This is a genomic window from Sphingobacterium psychroaquaticum, from assembly GCF_900177625.1.
GTDB classification, from domain to species: Bacteria; Bacteroidota; Bacteroidia; order Sphingobacteriales; family Sphingobacteriaceae; genus Sphingobacterium; species Sphingobacterium psychroaquaticum.
Genome location: NZ_FXAU01000006.1, coordinates 34093 through 51951 on the forward strand (window position 1 = coordinate 34093; position 17859 = coordinate 51951).

Consider the following 17859-nt stretch of genomic DNA (forward strand, 5'->3'; position numbering starts at 1 on the left):
AACCATATAAATTATGAAGTATTTTCAAGCGTGTAAACGGCGACTGACCAGTCGTTTGTTGTTGTGTCGTTTCTTTATTAGATATACCTGTGTACTGGTGTTTTTCTTTCTCGGTACCGGCCTCATGTATAGTACGGTGCATGGACAAAATGTTAATATCAAACTAACCAATGTTCCCTTAGGCGAGTTTTTGAATCAGCTAAAGAAGCAAACAGGTTATGATTTTATTTATGAGCAACAGCTTGTTGCTCGAGCTGGCACCGTAAGCGTCGCGTTGAATGGAGCAACATTTGACCAGGCCATGTCCTCGGTGCTGGGAACAAAAAATCTGAAATACGAACTGCATGGACAGATTGCAACTATTAAAGACGGACGCCCTCCTGTTACGGCGACACGCACTTCAGCCATGCAGGAGCTTGTACATGGAGTCGTGTTAGATACGCACGGTCATGCACTGGCTGGTGCAAGTGTATTCAATGAAAAGTCAGGCCGAGCGGTATTGGCCGATGCAGCAGGTAAATTTACGTTGGCCGCTGAGCAAGGGGATGCATTGGTCTTTACTTATATCGGACATCGCGCGCAGCGTGTGATTGTGGAGGAAAATAAAATGATTCGCGTTGCACTCGAAGCGTTGGTAGAACAGATTGAGGAAGTGGTATTGGTGAATACAGGATATCAAACTATTAGTAAGGAGCGTAGCGCTGGATCTTTTGCCAAGCCTGCCGATGAGGTATTTGCCGATCGTACAGGAACATTAAATATCTTACAACGATTGGATGGTTTGATTCCCGGACTAACGATTAATAATGCGCCAGGGTCGGGACAAACCTTCTCTATCCGTGGACTATCTACCTTAGGTATAGATGGAGCAGGAACGAGCCGAGATCCATTGTATGTGGTGGATGGTATCCCCATCGATGACATCGCTTCCATCAACCCTAATGATGTGGCCGATATTTCGGTGTTGAAAGATGCGACAGCATCTTCTATTTGGGGAGCACGAGCCGCAAATGGTGTCATCGTGATCAGTACCAAGCGCGGTAAAAGAGACGAGAAAATAAAACTCAACTATAGTAGTTTCATGAATGTTTTTGGAAAACCCGATTTGAAATATATTCCAACAATGAACAGTCGGCAGTTTATACAAACCGCACGTGAGATTTTTGATCCCTTAGGGTTTCCGTATGAAGCAGAGTCTGCTTATACAAATTTAGCCGGACAAGGCATACCATTGCACCAACAAATCCTATATGATATGGACCGGGGAGTGATGTCAGAAACGTTTGGGAATCACTTGCTGGATAGCTTGGGCGGCATGAATAATCGAAATCAAATTCGTGATTTATTTTATCGTAACGCTTATTTAATGAACCACACACTTTCTTTATCTGGAGGTGGTTCTAAATACGCATTTTATAGTTCGATGTCCTACAACGATAATAAGACGCCATTGCCTGGTGAAAAGGATCAAGGATTTAAGATAAATATCCGGCAAGATATGAATTTCAATAACTGGTTGTCAGCCTATTTGATAACTGATGTTACCCGACATGATCGTGCCGTAAAGCGAAGTCAGATTGTAGATAATAGATTTTACCCGTATCAAATGTTTCAGGACGAACAAAGAAATCCGCTTTCTGTTCCCTATGTCGGTTATTTAAGTGAAGAGGTACGACGGGAGATGGAAGATCTCTCCCAGATAAATTTAGATTTTGTCCCCTTACTCGAACGTGATTATGGATATACTAAAAGCAATGGGATGTCAAATCGGTTTACCGGTGGCTTGAGCGTTCGGATCCTTGAGGGGCTACGCGCCGAAGGTACATACGGTTATATCCGTAGCAACAATAAACTAGAGAGCTTTGACGAGGAGAATAGTTATTTAGTGCGCAGTGAGATTGTGCAGTTCACGACGCTGGATGCCAATGGGCAGCCGGTCTACCATCTTCCTACGCAAGGAGGTCGCTATCGTACAGGAAATACGATGCAAGAAAATTGGACGGTTCGTCATCACCTAAGTTACGATAAAGGATGGGATGAGGGAAGGCATTTATTGACGGCGCTATTCGGGCATGAAGCGCAACGTCAGTTTGGAACGAATACACAAACCTTAGTCCGGGGATATAATGAAAATTTACAGACCTATCAACCTATTGATGAGTACGGTTTACGCGTTAATGGACTTCCGGGGGTTATTATGCCAAACAGTTTATGGCAAAGTTATTTACTGACACAGCCTTTTCAAAAGACGGAAACTGAAGTACGATTTCAGTCATACTTTGCGAATATAGGCTATTCCTTTTTACAACGATACGATCTGAATGCTAGTTGGCGTATTGATAAGAGTAATCTCTTTGGTATGGATAAATCGTCACAGAATAAACCGACTTGGAGTGTTGGTGTAAAATGGGATGCTTCGAGTGAGGCGTTTCTACAGCCTGTAAGTTGGGTGAACGACCTTGCTTTGCGGGTCACTTACGGTATTACCGGAAACGCACCAACACCAGGAACCGCCTCTTCCTATGATGTCCTTTCAGCAGACCGGAGTCCGTTTATACCAGATGGTAGAGGGCTACAGATCGCGACAGCTGCTAATCCAAAACTTGTCTGGGAACGTACGGAGAATATTAATGTGGGGATTGATTTTGGTATTCTTGACCGTCGATTAACGGGTGCACTTGATTATTATAAAAGAAATACAGACGATTTGTTGGGACAATATACGGTGAATGGTTTTACGGGTTACAATACTATTGTTGGAAATTTCGGGAGCATGACAAACCAAGGTATAGAGCTGAGTTTGATGAGTCGAAATATTCGGAAGACCGACTTTAGATGGAATACAAACTTTGTATTCGCTTACAACAAAAATAAAATCACGCAGTTAAACAATCCGACTCAAATGACAACGGCAGCGCAGAAGGTTGGATCCCGTTATTTTACAGGATATTCAGCGTTCTCCGTATTTGCGTATGAGTTCGCTGGGTTGGATAATCTAGGCGATCCACAAGTACGCTTGCAGGATGGAACGGTAACAAAAAATAGAAATGTTGCCGAGATGGGGGATATACGCTATGCTGGAACATATCAGCCTATATGGAGTGGAGGTCTGACAAACTCTTTTTACTATAAGGATTTTGGTTTGTCCGCTAATATCGTTTACAATCTAGGGCATGTGATGCGACGCGATGTGGATTATAGTTACTATTATATGGGCGGATCTCAATTTACATCGGGGAACTTTAATCCTCGGTTTTTAAATCGCTGGAGAACGGCCGGTGATGAGCTTCATACGAATATCCCAGGATACGTAGTTGGTGGGATGCAGGCCATAGAACAGCGAGAGATGGACTATTATGATCGAGGTGATATCAATGTATTGAAGGCTTCATTTATTAAATTTCGAGATATTACGTTAACCTATAATTTGCCACAGGTAATCAGAGAAAGGCTTCGCGTGGAAGCTGCGTCTTTTAAATTGCAAGTATCTAATATCATGTTGTGGCGTGCCAATTCTGACGGTATTGACCCTGAATTTCATGATGCATTTACAGGTATGCGCGTGCCGTCAAGTCTATTCACCTCTAGTAATTATTTTTTTAGACCCGGCAACATCAGCTTGGGCTTAAATGTCAGTTTTTAAATAAAGAACCATGTTTAAACTAAATATAAAGCATACTATTATCCTCTTGATCTTCGCTGTATGGGGATGTAAAGAAGATTTCTTAGAAGTTACTCCAAAGGGTAGATTGATTGCTACAACCGTAGAAGACTATAGCCGTTTACTCACCAATAGAAAACTTATTGTAATAAACACAGATGCCCAGATTCCAATGGGGGATGAACTGACGGCTATAGAGACCTATTTTCGGAATGCAGCGCTTCGTACCCAACGTTTGTTTAGATGGGATCCTGTGATTTATGATCAGGATATTGATGCGGTCGAGATGAATGAACCCATGGCTAATATTTACCTCTATAATAAAGTTATTAATGAGGTGATGGAGGCAACTGGAGGGTCTGATAGCGAGAAGAGGTGGATTATGGCACAGGCTAAAGCTGGACGCGCCTGGACGTATTTTCTCATGATCAATTATTACGGGCTCCCTTATGCGGAAGCGACGGCTGCAAACAATCCCGGTTTTCCTATTGTACGGGTGGCCAATGTGATGGAAGATACGTTTGAACGAAATAGTGTGAAGGAGGTATATGAGTTTATCGTACAAGATCTCCTCGAGGCTATTCCAGATCTTATGCCAGAAATTAATGATCGGGTCCGACCGTCTAGATCTTTTGCGGAGGGACTGCTGGGTAAAGTCTACATGTATATGGGACGTTATCAAGATGCACTACCCTTGCTACAGTCGGCTATCCATGGACTATCGCAGGCAACAATTCCTGCCGCGCTCTATGATTACAATGAGACGTTTGCGCCAGGCGGGTCAATGGATGGTGGAGGAATGTTTGGTCCGCCGTATCCAACGACGATCAATGTACATGAAAATATATTTTCTAAGCAAGCAGCCAATGATTGGACGTTTGGGCGGTATGAGTTGGTGATCTCCGAAGCTACAGTAGCCTTGTATGATTCGGTAGACTTTCGTTTAAATTTTTATGACAAGGGGCCGCTGTGGTCTCCGGATGAATATCCTAATGGAATGCTGCGAAGAGTTGGGCCGGGAGTGGCACAAATGGGAATGATGGTTTCTGACCTGTATTTACTACAAGCCGAAACAAAAGCAAGGTTAAACGATCTGCTGGGGGCGACGGAAGATTTGGTCCATTTCCGGAAACATCGCCTACCACCGGGGCATGAAGCGATTGCCCCTGTTATAACAAATAATCGCATAGCCTTGATAACCTATATACTGGAAGAAAGGATACGAGAGTTTGCTTTGCAAGGAGATCGTTGGTTTGACATGCGTCGATTATCGGTGGATGAAGAGTTTAAACACACGGTTGGATATACGCATAATGTCGTAAATGATGATGGGGAGGTGATGCAAACGTATGAATTAAAACCTGAACGGTTGGTGTTGCGGTTTACGGAGAAATTGATGCGTCAGAATCCGGGGATGGTGAATAATCCATAAGAATTTAAAAAATGAAATAAAAAGAGGAAATCATGAATGTACAGAAAAAGATTATGCTGCTCCTTATGGCAGTAGTTATGTGCTGCTCTACGGTGGTCGCACAAAAGGCCTTTCTGATGGAGGGGACAGTTCCGATCAGTATCCGTCAAGTGCTCATTGGGTACGATGGGTTGCAACGACAGGTTTATGATACGGTAGCGACCGTAGGTGGTAAGATTTACTACCAAGGGGCGGCCGAATTACCTGTTAAAGTGATGGTGTTGGATATCAGTGATCCTGATAATGATTTTCCGGACGTAATCAGTACGTTTTATGTAGATCAAGAGAAAGTTATGGTATCGCCGAAGAGCGATGGTGTGGGGATTTATGTGTATGCGGGAGCAACACAAGCAGAGTTTGAAACGCTACAGGAAAAAATTGACAGCATCAAGCATATATGGCAGACCACAATCATGCCTAAATATGATTTAGAAGATCGAGCGCAGGTAAACGTGGCTTTGGATGAGTTTGCGCCGCACCGAGAGCAGATTCCGGGTTTAGAAAATGCTTTTATTGCGGCGCACCCGCGCTCGTATGCTTCGTTGGACATATTGAGCCGACAAAGTCATCTGTCTGATGATGCGCAAAGCCTTCTACGGGTATGGGAAGGGTTGGATGACCGATTAAAGCATTCGAAAGAAGGGGAAGAGGTATATCGCCGATTGCTGGCGCGTCGCAAGTTAGACCGCGGTGTCAAGATGGATAGTGTTGCCTTAAAAAGTGTATCAGATAAGGAAATCGACCTGAAAACCCTGCGAGGTAAATATGTGTTGGTGGATTTCTGGGCTTCCTGGTGCGGCCCTTGTCGCGGGGAGAACCCTAATCTAATAGCCGCTTATGAGGAATTGCCACGCGATAAGTTTGAAATCTATGCTATCTCCTTAGATACCAATAAGGAAGAGTGGAAAAATGCTATAAAAGAGGATGGTCTACCTTGGATTCATGTCAGTGATTTGGTCGGTATGAAAAAAGGGGGAATAGCTTTCCGTTACGGGATAAATGCGATTCCGCAGAATGTGCTGCTGGATCCCAATGGTATTATTGTCGGTAAAGATCTGCGGGGCGAGCGCATTGCTGAAACAATACGCGAAATTATGGCTAAAGTCGAAAAATAAAGTACAAGTGAAACAATAGTAGGGGAGACCCTACTATTTTGTATTCAAGTTGGTCATCGTAAGTTCAATGCCGATATTGATGAAACTTTGAATCATCTTTACGGCATGGTCTACGAGTGCTGGTAACTCTTTCTGTTCATCTTTATCGAAAGGTCCCAATACGTAGTCTACCTGTCTGCCTTTGGGATAATTATCGCCAATGCCAAAACGAAGACGTGGATAGTTCTGTCCTCCACATGTTGCCTCAATCGACCGAAGTCCGTTATGGCCAGCGGCAGAGCCTTTAGGCTTAATGCGTAAGGAACCAAACGGGATTGCCAGGTCGTCAACGACAACGAGTACATTTTCGATAGGAACTTTTAATTGCTGCATCCAGTAGTTTACAGCCTTCCCACTTAAGTTCATAAACGTGGTAGGCTTTATCATGTAAACATTCCTTCCGCGTTGTTTAAACTCGCTATAATAGGCTAGTTTTAGAAGAGACCATGAGCTTCCTACTTGGTTTGCGACTTCATCGACCACCATAAAGCCAATATTATGGCGTGTGTCTTCGTATTCTTTCCCGATGTTCCCTAGTCCAACAATTAAATAATTCATGGCGCAAAAATAAGAAGTAAAATGTAATTATAAAAAACGAAAAAAGGCACCGATATATCGGTGCCTTTAAAGATACTGTGGGGTATCAAATTATTTTTTACCACCTTTAGCTGCTTTCGCTGCTTCTTGCTCTGCTTGACGTAAAGCACGAGACATGATTACAGATACGATTGTATCGTCCGAGTTGTTAAGAACTGCGGCATTCTCTAAAGCTACTTGTGCTACGCGGAAAGATTTACCAACTTCTAAAGACTCCATAGGAACAGCAATCTCTTGAGGAAGGTTGTTTGGAAGAGCTTTAACACGAAGTTTACGTAATTTCTGAACTAGTTTACCCCCCATTTTAACACCTGGAGAAGTACCTGTCAATTTAACAGGGATGTTTACAGAAACTTCCTTGTCATCAAATAACTCTAAAAAGTCAACGTGAGTAACTACGTCTGTCAATGGGTGGAATTGTGCTTCTTGAACGATAGCTCTTGTTTTTTTACCATCGATGTCTAATTCTACGAATATAACATCAGCCGTATAAAGAACTGGTTTCAAATCAGCTGCGGATACAGAAAAGTGGGTTTGCTCTTTACCACCATAAAGAACTGCAGGAATGTTTCCTTCGTAACGCAATTCTTTTGCATCTCTTTTCCCTACGCTCTGTCTAACAGAACCGCTAATAGCAATTGATTTCATCTTTAATTAATTAAAATTTTGAGGTGCAAAGATAATGTTAAGTTTTTGATATTGGAAATTTTAACATAAAAAAAGAGCCTTAATTAAGGCTCTTTTTTGTGTTTTATGTTTTGATAGCTTTTTTATTTGATATCGAATAAGTCCGAGATCGAGCTATGCTCATTGATGTTTTTAATTGCGCTAGCAAATAATTCCGCTGTTGACAATACTTTGATTTTTGTTGAAGCAGCGGCTTTTTCTGGATCCAACTGAATCGTATCCGTTACAATCATCTCCGTTAGTACCGAGTTTTCGATTGTCTCGTATGCTTTACCTGATAGTACAGCATGTGTACATACGGCACGTACCGAGTTAGCGCCATTTTCCATGATTAATGCTGCAGCTTTGGATAACGTTCCTGCTGTATCACAGATATCATCGATTAACACGATATCTTGACCTTTCACATCTCCAATGATAGACATCGACTCAATTTCGTTTGCGCGTTTACGGCGTTTATCACAAATAATAACCTCTGCGTTGAAGAACTTCGCGAAAGTACGAGCACGGTATGAACCACCCATATCCGGAGAAGCGATCGTCAAGTTCGGTAGGTTTAATGACTTGATGTAAGGGACGAAGATGATGGAACCATCAAGGTGATCTACAGGGATGTCAAAAAATCCTTGAATTTGTGCGGCATGTAAATCCATTGTCATGATACGGTGCGCACCGGCAGCCATAATCAAGTTCGCGATCAGTTTAGCACCGATAGCCACACGCGGTTTATCTTTCCTATCTTGGCGAGCGTAGCCAAAATAAGGAACAACTACGGTAATGTAATGCGCAGAAGCACGCTTCGCAGCATCAATCATCAATAGTAATTCGAGAAGATTGTCGGATGGTTGGTTGGTGGATTGGATTAAGAAAACATCGCTCCCGCGTACTGATTCGTTGTAGAACGGCTGGATTTCTCCATCACTAAACTTGGATAAAGTTTTGTCGCCAAGAGGTTTGCCATAGGACTTAGCTATTTTTCCTGCTAACTCTTCTGTTCCAGAACCGGCGAACAGCTTTACCGTGTTAAATTGCAAAGGCATTGTGCGTAATTTTTATGTTGGATTAACTGAATACTTTCACGTTATTATCACCTCAAACTTCGGAGAAAGTTGTCCCACCTGGATTCGAACCAAGACTAAATGAACCAAAATCACTTGTACTACCCTTATACTATGGGACAAAACTTCACTAAAGCGCGCGTCTTTAATTATTAGGGGCAAAGTTAGCCAAATGTTTGTGAAAACAAAATAGTTTTTTCGTGTGTAAGTTTATAATAACGAGGGATTTAAAAACGAAAAAAGAGAGTAGTTTTGCTACTCTCTTTTTGTTGTCCCACCTGGATTCGAACCAAGACTAAATGAACCAAAATCACTTGTACTACCCTTATACTATGGGACAATCGTTGTCAGAAGAAACATTGTTTGTTTGTTTTGACGATGCAAATATACGGCTGTTTTTATTAGTTCCAAAACTTTTTTCACTTTGCAGTCTATCTGAGCTGATTTTCAAGCGGATATTTTTTGTTAGGACTGTTCCGACACTTCCTGTGAGCGTCCTAAACGCCCAACCTTCGGTCGGTTCTTTCGTTAAAATGTGCAAATAAAGTTTCATTGTCGCTTAGTATTCCTTATTTTCGAGCCATAATATATAGGATAACCTTATCAAAACACGAATGAATTACAATAAGATTAACAATCTACTGGGGTGGATTTGTGCGGCGATTGCGACTATTGTTTATGTTGCGACCGTTGAGCGTACGGCTAGCTGGTGGGACTGTGGTGAATTTATTGCTTCTGCGTTTAAGATGCAGATCGTTCACCAACCAGGCGCACCACTATTTTTAATGGTAGAAAATGTGTTCTCTAACTTTGCAATGGGAGATGGTACTCGTATTGCGTTTTGGATGAATATCGGTTCGGCCGTATCAAGTGGTCTAACCATCTTGTTTCTCTTTTGGACGATTACTGCTTTAGCTCGTAAGGCTTTTGTCGGAATTTCCAGAGAAGCGCAGCTCAGCGCTCCGCAACTGTTTTTAACTATGTCTGCAGGGGCAGTAGGTGCCTTAGCGTATGCTTTTACAGACACTTTTTGGTTCTCCGCTGTTGAGGCCGAAGTGTACGCGATGTCTTCGCTGTGTACAGCAGTCGTGTTTTGGGCTATTCTGAAATGGGAAGTTCGAGCAGATGAAAAAGGAGCAGACCGATGGTTGATATTGATTGCCTATGTAATGGGTCTATCCATTGGGGTTCACTTATTGAATTTATTGGTGATCCCAGCGATTGCGTTAGTGATTTATTTTCGTAAAACAAAAGAAAGTACAACAAGTGGTATTCTGAAAGCTCTAGGATTAGGGGTTGTCGTGTTGGCCTTTATTCTATGGGGAGTTATCCAGTATTCGATTAAAATTGCAGCTTATTTCGATTTGTTCTTTGTTAACTCTTTAGGGATGGGATTCGGAATCGGTGTTGCCGTTTTTGCATTGTTACTCGTTGGAGGTTTGGTTTACGGTATTATTTATTCCATCAAAAGATCTAAACCGCTCCTTAATATCGCACTAATCAGTACCTGTTTCATCTTGTTGGGATACAGTTCTTTCGCTATGATTATGATTCGTGCGAAAGCGAACCCAACCTTGAATAACAGTGATCCAGATAACGTATTTAGTTTTTTGAGTTACCTCAATAGAGAGCAGTATGGAGACGAGCCTTTGTTCAAGGGTAAGTTTTTTGACGCCCGTCCGACGGATGTAAAAGACGGGAAAAAGATCTATAGAAAGGATGGAGATAAATATGTGGTGGCAAAACGTAATCCTGTTTATTCCTATGACAGAGAGACTTTATTCCCACGTATCTACAGTGAAAAAGGGGGGCATCCTGAATATTACCGTGATTACTTAGGCTTAGGCCCAGAGGAAGCGCCTACTTTTGCGGATAACTTGAAATTCTTCTTCGGATACCAAATAGGTCATATGTATGGTCGTTATTTCTTGTGGAATTTTGTGGGAAGACAAAACGATCAGCAAGGGCATGGTTCTTTTACTGAAGGAAACTGGATCAGTGGTATCACACCAATAGATAACGCTATGTTGGGGGGGCAAAATGCATTGCCAACATCTGCTAAAACGGATCCTTCTCGTAATACATACTATTTCTTGCCGTTGATTATCGGCCTGTTAGGCGCATTCTGGCACTTTGGTCGTAAGCAACGTGATGCGGGTGTCGTTGGTTTATTGTTTTTCTTTACAGGTTTAGCCATTGTACTTTACTTGAATCAAACGCCAATGCAGCCTCGTGAACGGGATTATGCCTATGCAGGTTCATTTTATGCCTTTAGTATATGGATTGGATTGGGCGTATTGGCAATTGCTGATTTCCTGACCAAGAAAGTGAATGCTAAAGTCGCTGGATACACCGCAGCAGTGGTAGGTATGTTGGGCGGTCCAGTGATCTTGATTGCTAACAATTACGATGACCACAATCGTTCGGAAAAAACGTTAGCTCGTGATATGGCGCGTAACTACTTGGAATCGTGTGCACCAAATGCGATTTTGTTCAGTTACGGAGATAATGATACCTATCCGTTATGGTATGTGCAAGAAGTTGAAGGGTTCCGTACGGATGTACGTGTAGTGAACTTGAGTTTACTTAGTGCAGATTGGTATATGAAGCAGATGATGGAAAAGGTGAACGATGCGGACGCGCTTCCTATTAATATCAATCCCGAATTGATTAAGGATGGAGTACGTGACGTTATCTATTACCAGGATTACAATATTCCGAATTATGTACAGGTTAAAGACTTGTTGAATGTCATGCTTTCGGATAATCCGCAAAATAAAGCGCAGCTACAGAGTGGTGAATTTGTAAACCTATTGCCAACGAAGAAAATGGAATTGGCGGTGGATAAACAAGCTGTAATCGCGAATAAAGTTGTACCTAAGGAGTGGGAAGATGCTATTGTAGACACGATGCGTTGGACCTATAGCCAGAACTATGTAAGCCGTGCGGAGTTGTCTATGTTAGCGATTATAGCGCATAATAACTGGAAGCGTCCGATATACTTTACAGTGACTACGCCAGAAGAAAACTACATGGGCTTAGATCGTTTCTTAGTGAGCGAAGGTTTTGCATCTCGCTTGATGCCTGTTGATTTTGGTTTGAAAGAAGGGGATCCTTCTGCTATTATCAATGTGGATCAAACGTATGATAACATCATGAACAAGTTTACGTGGGGTAACATCGGTAAAGCATCTTATATCGATCCGGATTCATATCGTTACATCAGCATGTATGTCGGTACGATTTACGGACAAACGGCAGGACAGCTAATCTCGGCGGATGAAAAAGATAAAGCGAAGAAATTAGTGATCAACGCCTATGAGAATATGCCAAAACGCGCTTACTTGATGTCCGAAGTGATGAGTTATGTACCGTTGGTAGATGCTATGTATAAAGTGGGAGAGACTGCTAAAGCAAATGAAATTGTGGGACGGAATTTGCAGTTTATCCGGGAGAACATGGCTTACTATGAAGCAATATCTAAGACCAAGTCTAACTTAGAGTTCCGAAATATGCGATTTGGGTTAGCGTCGATTCAACGCTACAAGCAATTGCTCGATGGGGTGAACCAACCAGCTTTGAAGAAAGAGGCTGATGCACTGTTCAATACCTATAGACATTATTTTGAACAACCTGAACAATAACATAAAAAAAGGCAACTCTCGGGTTGCCTTTTTTTATGTTATTGTTTATTTCATCAGAAGAGTCATTGAAAATGATAAAAAATAACGTATTTTTGCCAAAATAACCCCATAATGAAACAATCGATTTTATTAGAAGGAGCCAAGTTTCAGATCACGATCAAGCGTCTTTGTCAGCAATTGATCGAGAACCATGGCGATTTTTCCAATGCCGTATTAATCGGAATTCAACCCAGAGGTACTTACTTAGCACAACGTATTCAAAAGGAAATCCAAGAGATGACCGGGCATACGGTACAACTTGGAATCATGGATATTACGTTCTATCGGGACGATTTCCGGATGAAGGGAACTTCCCCGTTAGCTGCGAATAGTACCGAGATTGACTTTCTTGTCGACGATAAGGAAGTTATTTTGGTGGATGATGTATTGTGGACAGGGCGCACGATTCGTTCAGCAATGGATGCAATACAAGCTTTCGGTCGTCCCGGGAAAATGGAACTTATGGTATTGGTAGATCGTCGCTTTTCACGTCATCTGCCTATAGAGCCTGATTATATCGGGATACAAGTCGACTCCATTGACTCACAACGTGTGATTGTCAGTTGGGAAGAGGTGGATCAAGTGGACAGTATTGTATTGGTCACAGAAACTAAATAATAGCGCTAGAAATATAAAAATAACATGTCAACAACTACCGAGCAGTTAAGCACGAGACATCTTTTAGGAATTAAGGACTTAAATGAGCACGATATCCAACTTATCTTAGATACGGCAGCAAATTTTAAGGAGGTTCTTAACAGACCTATTAAGAAGGTTCCCTCTTTACGGGATATCACGATAGCCAATGTTTTTTTTGAAAATTCAACCCGCACGCGCTTATCTTTTGAGCTGGCTGAAAAGAGGCTTTCTGCGGATATCGTAAATTTTGCAGCATCTTCTTCTTCTGTTAGCAAAGGAGAGACGCTGATTGATACGGTGAATAATATTTTGGCGATGAAGGTAGATATGATCGTGATGCGTCACCCTTATGCAGGGGCAGGCGTGTTTTTAAGTCGTCATATCGATGCTCAGATCGTTAATGCCGGTGATGGTGCACATGAGCACCCGACGCAAGCTTTGTTAGATTCGTTCTCGATTCGGGAGCGATACGGTGACGTAGCGGGGCGTAAAGTAGCGATTATTGGTGATATCTTGCATTCACGCGTAGCGCTATCCAATATACTTTGTTTACAGAAACAAGGCGCTGAGGTTATGGTATGCGGGCCGACGACGCTTATTCCAAAATATATAACCTCGTTGGGGGTAAAGGTGGAGCATGATCTCATGAAAGCTTTAAATTGGTGTGATGTAGCGAATATGTTGCGTATTCAATTGGAACGCCAAGATATTGCGTACTTCCCATCCTTACGGGAGTATTCTATGCTGTATGGTTTAAACAAAGAGATTCTGGATTCCTTGGATAAGGAAATTACCATAATGCACCCGGGACCGATCAATCGTGGTGTGGAGATTACATCGGATGTGGCGGATAGCAAGCACTCGATTATATTGAACCAGGTCGAGAATGGTGTGGCGGTACGTATGGCCGTACTTTATCTCTTAGCGGGACAGCGCGGATAATCGATAACAAGTCCATGCGAAAAACGTCATTGCAATACCTTCGTATAGTGCAATGACGTTTTTTTTGTTACTTGATTTTACGAACCCCGAGGTGCCAGCCTTCGGGAATTTTTGCGTCTTTGTCATACTGAAAAATACCACGTGCTTTAAAATGTGGATCTTCTAATGTTTCCTGTACCGTCAGAACCGGACTAATACAAATATCATAGTCTTCAAAAAAAGACAACCATTCGGCTCTAGTTTTCGTCTTAAAAAATTCCGTTAGTTCATTTTTGATATCCGGTCGATTAGCAAGCTCCGTACTCGCAATGACAGCCCAGCCTGGTTTATCAATGAGTTCACAGAAGATACGCCAAAACTTAGCTTCCAGTCCTGCGAAGACCAAGTGCCTATTGTCTCTGCATTTGTAAACGGTATAGTTCGGCAGGTTTCCGGACAACATATCCGTCGCTATCTCCGTCTTATGCCAAGCCGCGGAAGCAGCTAAAGCCGCCATAGGCAACGTAGCTTCTGTAATGGAGATATCGTACCAAGCACCAGTCTGCGTCTTCTGGCGTTCGAGTATGCCCGCCAAAACAGCCTGTACAATCTGATCCGTTCCACCATAGATGTCTGCTAATTGGAAAGTGGGTATAGTAATCTCATGCTGCATTTTATTTAATAGCAATAAGCCACTTAAAGCCATGAAATTTAAGTCATGCCCTGCCTGGTGTGCATAAGGGCCAGACTGTCCATAACCCGTTGCCGAAATATAGATAAGCTGCGGGTTTAGTTCCCTTAAGGTTTCATAGCTAAAGCCAAGGTCAGCCATAACACCCGGACGGAAGGACTCCACCAGTACATCGGCAGCAGCAGCCAATTCATAGACCATATCTTTTCCAATTGCCGTGTCATACGCAATTTGGCGGATATCCTTTCCGTCGTTCATCATGCGATAGGCTGCCGAGACACCGTTTTCGAAAGGAGGAATCATGCGTATGATTTCCGGTTTCTGTGGATGTTCTACCTTGGTAACCTCGGCTCCCATTTGCATCAATTGCCTCGTTGCGAATGGGCCTGGGACCAGACGCGATAAATCAAGGATTTTTATTCCTTCAAGTGCTTTTTTCATATTTTTTCGTTCCTTTCATCACCGTGTGTATGTTTGTCGAATTTGTTTTTTATCTATCTTCCCAACACTAGTTTTTGGAATTTCGGCTACGATATGTATTTGTTCTGGAATGGCCCATTTGTTTATCCGCTCCTCATCAACATATTGATGCAAGTGCTTTGTAACCTCTTCTTTAGTGAGATCTTGCCCATCATATGTTACGATAAGCGCTAAAGGGCGTTCACCCCATTGTGTGTCTGGGATACCGATAACAGCAACTTCGGTCACGAGTGGATGTTCCAGAATTAATGATTCTAAATCGATGGAAGAAATCCATTCTCCTCCGGTTTTGATCACATCCTTTAGACGATCAACAATCTTGATATCTTCATTTTCATCCCATGTAGCCAAGTCTCCTGTGTGTAAGTAACCTCCAACCCAGAGCTCCTCACTCGCGGTTTTATCCTTGAAGTATCCATAGGTCAAGGCAGGCGTTCGCGCAACCACTTCGCCCACGGTTTCCCCATCCTTGGGTATGGTGTTGCCCGCTTCATCCACCAGTTTAATATCCGTTAAGAAAACGGGACGCCCCGTCAATGTACTCATCGTGACTTTAGTTTCCTGATCAAGCGTTATGTCTGTATTGTTGAACTTGGAGACAGTCAACAAAGGGCCTGTTTCCGATAAGCCATATCCAGTAACGATTTTAATTCCCCGATCCATGGCCATACGTGCCAATGGTACAGGCAAAGCCGATCCACCGATTAATATTTTCCAAGCTGAAAAATCAACTGCCGTTGTTGCTGGATGTGATAAAATCATGTTTAGAATTGTAGGTACAGAATGAGAAATCGTAGGCCGTTCGGTTAAGAACAGTTGTATAAACATTGCCGGATCGAATTTGCCAACATATACTTGTTTCAGACCTAATGCTGTCGCTATGTACGGAATACCCCAAGCGTGTACATGGAACATCGGTGTCAAAGGCATATAGACATCTTCCGCATTTAGACGGAACATCGCATTTGATGTGCCGAGGTAAGATAATTCCATTAAACCATGTAATACAAGTTGGCGATGTGAAAAGTAAGCCCCTTTAGGGTTGCCAGTAGTTCCGGAAGTATAAAAAATGGTGGCAATGGTATCTTCCGAAAAATCAGGGTATACAAATGAATCCGACTGGTCCTTGATGAGGTTTTCATATTCCCCTACAAGCTCCAACATGGTATGCGGCATTTTATCGCCTTCTTTAATTAAGATTATTATTTCGACGGTTGGTAGTTGGTCGATCGCCTTTTCTATAATGGGTAGAAAATCTTCGTGTACAATCAATACCTTATCTTCAGCATGATTTATGGTATAAATCATCTGTTCAGGCGACAGTCTCCAGTTTACGGTATGCAACACGTTTCCTGTACAAGGAATGGCAAAATAACATTCAAGAAAGCGGTGGCTGTCATAATCCAATACACCGATGGTGGCACTGCCTTTATAGTCTAATGTATAAAGGAGATTCGCTAGTTGGTTTACCCGCTTATTGAATGCATAATAGTTATACCTGAATTTATCTTTATATACAATTTCATTTTTCAGGTGATATGCGTAAGGAGTTTTCTAAAAATTGTTTGATTAATAACTGATGTTTATAGGCATTGTCAGCGACTATAAAACCAGCTTCATTGAGTTTTTTCATAGTTCTTGTTCTTTAATATACTTTTTTGAAATGAACAGCATCAACTGTCATTTTAGCGATGATATCCCGCATAATTTCGGAGGTTCCCCCATAGATGGTTCCGACTTTAACATCGCGGAATAGCCGAGCAATTAGATAATCTTCCATATATCCTGCACCACCATGTAATTGTAGGCAATCCGCAATGATGGAATTCGCTAACTCTGTTGCTTTAAGTTTAGCCATGGAAGCTTCTTTCACGGCAAACACGCCATTTTCAAACAACCATGCTGTATGGTATGCCAACTGTTTGGTTGCTTCGAGTTCTGTGTAATGATTGGCGATGCGATGGCGTAAAGCTTGAAATTCAGTGAGCCCTTTTCCAAAGGCTACTCGTTCATGCATGAAGTCTAGTGTTATCTGCAACGCAAACTCTATTGTAGCACAGGTGGAGATTGCTGCCGTTAGCCGCTCTAGTTGAAAGCTTTCCATAACATAGTAAAAACCTTTACCCGCTTCGCCGATCAGGTTTGTTGCTGGTACACGGACATCTTGAAAAAATATTTCTGCCGTGTCCGAGGAGTATTGACCTAACTTATGGAGTTTGTTGCGCGTGAGACCATCCTTGTCGTCTCCTTCGATTACAATAAGGTCAAATTTTCCCTCTTCGTTTTTACATAAGGTGACAAAATAATCTGCCATACAGCCGTTTGTGATGTATGTTTTTGAACCATTGATAACATAATCATCTCCATCGCGTACCGCATAGGTCTTAATGCCTTTTAAATCTGAACCTGCATTGGGCTCTGTGAAGGCGATGGCCCCGAGGAGGTCTCCTTTAATGGAGGGGACTAAGTATTTTTGTTTTAAATCCTCCGATCCGATATGATTGATGTGGTTGGTCGCCATATAAGCATGGACGCCCAATGCGGTACCAAAACCTGTGTTTCCACCCTTAGCAATCTCCTCAATGAGTACCACAGAAGTAAAGAAATCTGCGGCCATCCCGCCGTATTGTTCCGGATAAATCAAACCGAGATAACCCATTTCGCCCATTTCGCCCCAGATCGTTTTAGGAATAAGATGATTCTCCTCCCATGTTTCAAATTGGGGTTTTATTTTTTTTACAAATTGTTGTACCGATGCTCTGAACATCTCATGATCTTCATTAAAATAAGGTGATTTCATATTGTGCTTTTTTCCTA

12 protein-coding genes are annotated in these 17859 nt (G+C 42.3%); 6 read left to right on the forward strand and 6 right to left on the reverse strand.

Features of this window, described 5'->3' with window-relative positions; translation table 11 throughout:
* Window positions 1–13: 13 nt before the first annotated feature.
* From B9Y69_RS14720 to B9Y69_RS14730, 3 genes are read left to right on the forward strand one after another with little or no spacing between them, the layout of a single operon-like run.
* Window positions 14–3643, forward strand: coding sequence for a SusC/RagA family TonB-linked outer membrane protein (locus B9Y69_RS14720; protein WP_085473748.1), 3630 nt, complete (start codon window positions 14–16; stop codon window positions 3641–3643).
* Window positions 3644–3653: 10 nt separating this feature from the next.
* Window positions 3654–5093 carry a RagB/SusD family nutrient uptake outer membrane protein gene (locus B9Y69_RS14725; RefSeq protein ID WP_085473749.1) on the forward strand — a complete coding sequence of 480 codons (1440 nt, stop codon included), beginning with the start codon at window positions 3654–3656 and terminating at the stop codon, window positions 5091–5093.
* Between the two features lie 32 nt (window positions 5094–5125).
* Window positions 5126–6247: a TlpA family protein disulfide reductase gene (locus tag B9Y69_RS14730; RefSeq protein WP_085473750.1), complete on the forward strand. Its 1122-nt coding sequence runs from the start codon at window positions 5126–5128 to the stop codon at window positions 6245–6247.
* 33 nt (window positions 6248–6280) lie between these two features.
* Here B9Y69_RS14730 and pth read toward each other — a convergent pair whose 3' ends face one another.
* The 3 genes from pth to B9Y69_RS14745 all read right to left on the reverse strand — a co-directional run bounded on the left by pth (window position 6281) and on the right by B9Y69_RS14745 (window position 8610).
* Window positions 6281–6844, reverse strand: coding sequence for an aminoacyl-tRNA hydrolase (gene pth / locus B9Y69_RS14735; RefSeq protein ID WP_085473751.1), 564 nt, complete (start codon window positions 6842–6844; stop codon window positions 6281–6283).
* Between the two features lie 90 nt (window positions 6845–6934).
* Entirely contained in the window at window positions 6935–7531 is a 597-nt protein-coding gene (locus B9Y69_RS14740) for a 50S ribosomal protein L25/general stress protein Ctc (protein WP_085473752.1), read from the reverse strand.
* A 122-nt stretch (window positions 7532–7653) separates the two neighbouring features.
* Complete coding sequence (locus B9Y69_RS14745; RefSeq protein WP_085473753.1) at window positions 7654–8610, reverse strand: ribose-phosphate pyrophosphokinase; 957 nt, start codon at window positions 8608–8610, stop codon at window positions 7654–7656.
* A gap of 632 nt (window positions 8611–9242) precedes the next feature.
* On the opposite strand from B9Y69_RS14745, the gene B9Y69_RS14760 reads away from it, so the two are divergent.
* The 3 genes from B9Y69_RS14760 to B9Y69_RS14770 all read left to right on the forward strand — a co-directional run bounded on the left by B9Y69_RS14760 (window position 9243) and on the right by B9Y69_RS14770 (window position 13892).
* Window positions 9243–12272, forward strand: a complete 3030-nt coding sequence (locus B9Y69_RS14760) for a DUF2723 domain-containing protein (RefSeq protein ID WP_085473754.1) — start codon at window positions 9243–9245, stop codon at window positions 12270–12272.
* Between the two features lie 111 nt (window positions 12273–12383).
* Window positions 12384–12929: a bifunctional pyr operon transcriptional regulator/uracil phosphoribosyltransferase PyrR gene (pyrR, locus tag B9Y69_RS14765; RefSeq protein ID WP_085473755.1), complete on the forward strand. Its 546-nt coding sequence runs from the start codon at window positions 12384–12386 to the stop codon at window positions 12927–12929.
* 24 nt (window positions 12930–12953) lie between these two features.
* A complete protein-coding gene (locus B9Y69_RS14770) occupies window positions 12954–13892 on the forward strand; it encodes an aspartate carbamoyltransferase catalytic subunit (RefSeq protein ID WP_085473756.1) in 939 nt (312 codons plus the stop codon).
* Window positions 13893–13959: 67 nt separating this feature from the next.
* Here the strand turns inward: B9Y69_RS14770 and B9Y69_RS14775 are convergent, their stop codons facing one another.
* The 3 genes from B9Y69_RS14775 to B9Y69_RS14785 all read right to left on the reverse strand — a co-directional run bounded on the left by B9Y69_RS14775 (window position 13960) and on the right by B9Y69_RS14785 (window position 17842).
* Window positions 13960–15003, reverse strand: coding sequence for a CaiB/BaiF CoA transferase family protein (locus B9Y69_RS14775; protein WP_085473757.1), 1044 nt, complete (start codon window positions 15001–15003; stop codon window positions 13960–13962).
* A gap of 18 nt (window positions 15004–15021) precedes the next feature.
* Window positions 15022–16575, reverse strand: a complete 1554-nt coding sequence (locus B9Y69_RS14780) for a fatty acid--CoA ligase (RefSeq protein ID WP_200811820.1) — start codon at window positions 16573–16575, stop codon at window positions 15022–15024.
* A gap of 112 nt (window positions 16576–16687) precedes the next feature.
* The gene (locus B9Y69_RS14785) at window positions 16688–17842 is read right to left on the reverse strand and encodes an acyl-CoA dehydrogenase family protein (RefSeq protein WP_085473758.1); all 1155 of its coding nucleotides are present in this window, start codon (window positions 17840–17842) and stop codon (window positions 16688–16690) included.
* Window positions 17843–17859 lie beyond the last annotated feature (17 nt).